The sequence below is a fragment of the Bradyrhizobium manausense genome, from assembly GCF_001440035.1.
Lineage (GTDB): Bacteria > Pseudomonadota > Alphaproteobacteria > Rhizobiales > Xanthobacteraceae > Bradyrhizobium > Bradyrhizobium manausense.
Genome location: NZ_LJYG01000043.1, coordinates 70,078 through 73,670 on the forward strand (window position 1 = coordinate 70,078; position 3,593 = coordinate 73,670).

Sequence of the window (3,593 nt, forward strand, 5' to 3'; positions counted from 1 at the left end):
GAAATCCGGGATCATGTCACAAGCGGCAGGGGTCCCGGATTTCGCTTCGCTCCATCCGGGCTACAAGACCTCAGACGAGGGTCTCAGCGCACGTTGGCGAGGCGCATGTCGAGATAGGCCGTGATGGTTTCCATCAGCGGCTCGAGCTTGGCGTCGAAGAAGTGGTTGGCGCCGGGAATGACCTGCTGGTCGATCACGATGCCCTTCTGCGTCTTCAGCTTCTCGACCAGCGTGTTGACGTCCTTCGGCGGCACCACCGCGTCCTTCTCGCCATGCACGATCAGCCCCGATGAGGGGCAGGGCGCGAGGAACGAGAAGTCGTAGAGATTGGCCGGCGGCGCGATCGAGATGAAGCCCTCGACCTCGGGACGACGCATCAGCAGTTGCATGCCGATCCAGGCGCCGAAGGAGAAACCCGCCACCCAGCAGGCGCGCGCCTCAGGATTGATGGTCTGCGCCCAGTCGAGCGCTGCCGCCGCATCCGACAATTCGCCGGTGCCATGGTCGAACGAGCCCTGGCTGCGGCCGACGCCGCGAAAGTTGAAGCGGAGCACCGAGAAGCCGCGATGCGCAAAGGCGTAGTAGCACTGGTACACGATCTGATGGTTCATCGTGCCGTGAAACTGCGGATGCGGATGCAGGATCATCGCGATCGGCGCGTTCTTCTGCTTGGCCGGGTGATAGCGGCCTTCGAGACGGCCAGCGGGGCCGGCAAAAATGACTTCAGGCATTGATGATCTCTGGATTGACTTGCTGGAAAGCGGGTCCTTGGCAATCAACCGATTGTGGCCTCATCAGCGGATGCCGACGAAAGCGCGAATGGAAGGACGAGAAGGCCGTGCGCCTTGCGGTGATGCGCAGATGGCGCGCGGTGACTTGACGGTGCGGGTTCTAACATAGGCAGCGGGGCAAAAAGCAAGCATCTTCGACATCTGCCAATCTGCTCAAGACCTTAGCGGGTCGTGGCAGTGCGACGTCCGGCATGGTCCGGATCGAGCAGGGAGATCGCAGAGGCTGGCATTGAGGCGGCAAGCAATTGGAATCACGATCGTTTTATCGGCTGCCGGCCGATCCGAGCGGCGATTCACACGGGCGCGGTACGGCTTCCGAGCGAGGCGACGGCGGGCCGGTAGCGGCGGCTGCCGCCAAGCGTCTTGCCGTTGTCGAAGGTGAGTTCGAAATCCCCTGACGGCTTGAAGTCCACGCAGCTGACGCGGTCGAGATTGGCAAGCCGGGTGCGGTGAACGCGCACGATGGCGAAACGGGCCAGCTCGCTTTCGGTCGCGGCAAGGGTCCCCCGGATCAGGTGCTGGGTGCCGTTGGCAAGGCTGTACTCGATGTAATTGCCGGCGGAGGCGACCCACAGGATGTCGCGCGGCGCGACCCGAATCCGGCTGGTGCCGTCCCGCAGCCAGATCAGGTTCGGCGAGGATTGCTCGAGCGAAGCGGCCGAATTGGACTGGGCCTCCTTCGCGGCCTTGCGGAGGTCGCGGCGGCTTTCGAACAGCCAGAGAGTTGCCCCAATCAGCAATGCTGTCACAGCGTCCTTGCGGAACTCGTAGAGGACGAGCGCCGGCGAGAAATGGAACTCGTAAGCGCCGCCCGCGAGCCAGAGCAGGAACTTCCGCAAGCCCACCATGCCGGCGATGTGAAGCCCCGAGAACCCGAGCAAGGCGACTGCCGCGATTCCGATCCGCGCCGCGATGCCCGTTGTCCGGCGCATGCGCCGGACCGACAGCATCAGAATCGGCACCAGGGCCAAGATGACGACGATGCTGGTCATCTCCCAGAACAGGCGCCGGCCGATATCGGCGCTGTCACCGCGCCAAGCCGCGTCCTGAGCGCCGGAGAGCGCATTGACGATTCCGACGATGAGCGCGATGGCAGCGATCGCAGCGAACGTTGCCCAGTCGCCGCTGATCCCGCCGCGCCAACCGCTCGTCCCAGAGGACGACGCTTCGTCCCCTCGCGCTCGGTTCTGATCCCAAGCCGCCTCGACGCGCTCCGCTTCCGGCGCATTTTGGCCGTCAGCCATGGCCCCAAACCCACTGATATCGAGAGCCTAGGGAGCAGAGATCCATGTCAACATCACAGCAGGCATCAGGTTCGGAACGACGCATCGATCTGGACTGGGTACGGATTTTAGCCTTTGGGCTGTTGATCTTCTACCATGTCGGCATGCTCTACGTGTCCTGGGGATTTCACATCAAGAGCGAGCACCGGCTGACCTTTCTCGAGCCGGCGATGCTGGTGCTCAATCCCTGGCGGCTGTCACTCTTGTTCCTCGTCTCCGGGGTCGCCAGCCGCTTCATGCTGAGTAAGGTCAGGCTCGCGGCGTTCGCCCGGGCCCGGTCGGTGCGGCTCTTGATCCCGCTGATCTTTGGCATGGTCGTGATCGTGCCGCCGCAGTCGTATCTCCAGATCGTCGAGAGCTTCGGTTACCCCGTGGGGTTCGCCGACTACTACCTCCATCACTATCTGGCGTTCAGCGCGCAGTTCTGTCCGAACCCCTGCATCGTGCAGCCGACCTGGAACCATCTCTGGTTCGTGGTCTATCTCTGGGTCTACACCATGTCCCTGGCTGGCGTGCTGGCGCTGTGGCCGGCGGCGGCCGATTGGATCGGCCAGAGGCTCGCGGCCCTGCTCGCCGGGCCATGGTTGCTGGTGCTGCCGTGCCTGCTGTTCGCGGCCTGGCGGCTGTTCCTGTCGCCGATCTTCCCCTCGACGCATGCCCTGTTCGGCGACTGGTACAACCATGCCGACCATGCGACCGGGTTCTTGATCGGCTTCCTGCTCGCACGCGAGGGCGGCATCTGGCGCGACATCGAGCGGCAACGATGGGTGGCGCTGTCGCTAGCAGCCGTTTGCTTCACCGTCTTTGTTCTCGCTTACGCCGGCTTGTTGCCGCGCTCGCCGATGCTCCAGTGGATCGCCGGTTCGGCCTATGGCTGCTACCAATGGATCGCGATGGTCGCCGTGCTCGGCTTTGCGCGCCGCCATTTGACCGCCGATGGCCCCGTGCGCCGCTACCTGACCGATGCGATTTTTCCCTATTACATCGTCCATCAAACCGCGATCATCATGATCGCACACGCGCTGCGAGGCAGCGGGCTGTCTGCGGCAAGCGAGGCCGCCATCGTGATAGCAGGCACCGCGCTCGCCTGTGCGGCGAGCTACGAGTTCGCGCGGCGCATCTTCTGGCTGCGCCCGTTGTTCGGGCTGCGGATGGAGCCGCGCTCCGTCGCCGGGATCGCGCGACAGCAGCCGGCCTGATGTGCGGTAGCGCCCGATTGGCGAGCGGACAAAAGGTGCTAAGAGGGCGCCATGCCGAGCCGTGTCTATCTCGACTGGAATGCGACCACACCGCTGCGCACCGAAGCGCGCGCAGCGATGCTGGCCGCCTATGAGCTGATCGGCAATCCGTCCTCGGTCCATGCCGAGGGGCGGGAGGCGCGGCGGCTGGTCGAGGAGGCCCGAGCCGCGCTGGCGACGGCGGTGGGCGCGCTGCCGCGGAATGTGATCTTTACGTCGGCTGGAACCGAGGCCAATGCTCTGGCGCTGTCGCCCGGCCTACGCGGCCGATCGGGCGAGCC

The 3,593-nt window shown here is 64.6% G+C and carries 4 protein-coding genes; 2 read left to right on the forward strand and 2 right to left on the reverse strand.

What is annotated here, in order from left to right:
* Positions 1 to 83 precede the first annotated feature (83 nt).
* Both AOQ71_RS09490 and AOQ71_RS09495 read right to left on the reverse strand, forming a co-directional pair.
* Positions 84 to 731: an alpha/beta hydrolase gene (locus tag AOQ71_RS09490; protein ID WP_008143006.1), complete on the reverse strand. Its 648-nt coding sequence runs from the start codon at positions 729 to 731 to the stop codon at positions 84 to 86.
* Between the two features lie 353 nt (positions 732 to 1,084).
* A complete protein-coding gene (locus tag AOQ71_RS09495; protein ID WP_057744963.1) occupies positions 1,085 to 2,035 on the reverse strand; it encodes a LytTR family DNA-binding domain-containing protein in 951 nt (316 codons plus the stop codon).
* Between the two features lie 44 nt (positions 2,036 to 2,079).
* Here AOQ71_RS09495 and AOQ71_RS09500 point away from each other — a divergent pair, with 44 nt between their 5' ends.
* A complete protein-coding gene (locus AOQ71_RS09500) occupies positions 2,080 to 3,273 on the forward strand; it encodes an acyltransferase family protein (protein WP_057744967.1) in 1,194 nt (397 codons plus the stop codon).
* A 51-nt stretch (positions 3,274 to 3,324) separates the two neighbouring features.
* Positions 3,325 to 3,593, forward strand: a 269-nt coding sequence (locus tag AOQ71_RS47550) for an aminotransferase class V-fold PLP-dependent enzyme (protein WP_245316827.1), incomplete at its 3' end; no start/stop codon positions are given.